This is a genomic window from Janthinobacterium sp. AD80, assembly GCF_002878455.1.
Taxonomy (GTDB): domain Bacteria; phylum Pseudomonadota; class Gammaproteobacteria; order Burkholderiales; family Burkholderiaceae_D; genus Janthinobacterium.
Window position 1 is genome coordinate 1 of sequence record NZ_NRDQ01000280.1, and the last position, 1,353, is coordinate 1,353.

General features: G+C 67.7%; 1 protein-coding gene. It reads left to right on the forward strand.

The window, feature by feature from the left end; all coding sequences use genetic code 11:
* The coding region (gene rluB / locus JaAD80_RS28585; protein WP_146012596.1) for a 23S rRNA pseudouridine(2605) synthase RluB at window positions 1–1,353 on the forward strand (1,353 nt) is incomplete at both ends.

Below are 1,353 nucleotides of genomic sequence, written 5' to 3' on the forward strand. Positions count from 1 at the left end.
AAAGCCGGCCGAAGCACGCCCGACGCGCGGTCCGCGCCAGATGCGCGGCGTGCAAGCTGAACGCGCGCTGCGCCAGCCGSCGCGCGCCGAAGCGCCGCAGGCAGCTGAAGCCGTACCGGTCGCAGAGCAGGCCGCCGCGCCTGTCGCCGACGTGTTCGATGCCGAAGGCAACCTCGTTTCCGGCCCGCGCCTGCCGCGCGGTCCGCGCAACGACGTGCCGGGTGCCGGCAAGAATGCGGGCAAGAGCCGCAAAAAGGGCAAGGGCCGCCAGGCTGCGCCAGGCAAGGTCAGCGACGCTGATGCTGTCTTCTCGTTCGTCACCTCCGACGCTTTCGACAGCGAAGAAGGCGGCACGGGCCGCGTGCAAAAAGCCGCCGTGCGCCGCGACCTGACCTCCGACGACGATGCGCCGAAGCTGCACAAGGTGCTGGCCGAAGCCGGTCTTGGTTCGCGCCGCGACATGGAAGACCTGATCATTTCGGGCCGCGTGTCCGTGAATGGCGAGCCGGCCCACATCGGCCAGCGCATCTTGCCGAGCGACCATGTGCGCATCAACGGCAAGTTGATCCAGCGCCGCGTCAGCAAGAAGCCGCCGCGCGTATTGGTCTACCACAAGCCGGCCGGCGAAATCGTCAGCCACAACGACCCGGACGGCCGTCCATCCGTATTCGACCGCCTGCCGACCATGAAGGCGGGCAAATGGCTGGCCGTTGGCCGCCTTGACTTCAACACCGAAGGCTTGCTGCTGTTTACCACCTCCGGTGACCTGGCCAACCGCCTGATGCACCCGCGCTACGGCATCGACCGCGAGTACGCCGTGCGTACCCTGGGCGAGCTGGAAGAGGGCATGCGCCAGAAGCTGCTGGCCGGCGTCGAGCTGGAAGACGGCTTGGCGCAGTTCTCGAAGATCGCCGATGGTGGCGGCGAAGGCATCAACAAGTGGTACCGCGTGGTGATCGGCGAAGGCCGTAACCGCGAAGTGCGCCGCATGTTCGAAGCCATCGGCCTGACCGTTTCGCGCCTGATCCGTACCCGCTACGGCGCCATGACCCTGCCGAGCGGCCTGAAACGCGGCCGCTGGGAAGAGATGGATGAAAACACCGTGCGCGATCTGCTGACCGCCTACGGCATCGAAAAGAAAATGCCGCCTTCGGGCGATCCACGTGCCGCCGGCGCCGCCAAGGGCCGCGAAGCACGCAAGGTCGAACGCAAGGACCGCGATGACGAGCCGAATGGCAACCGCATCGATGTGAGCAACCGCAACGCCGATCCATTCCCGGTCGCGCCGCGCCGTGGCCAGCCGCAAGGCCAGTTTGCCCGTCCGCAAGGCCAGGGCCGCCCAGGCGGCGCCGG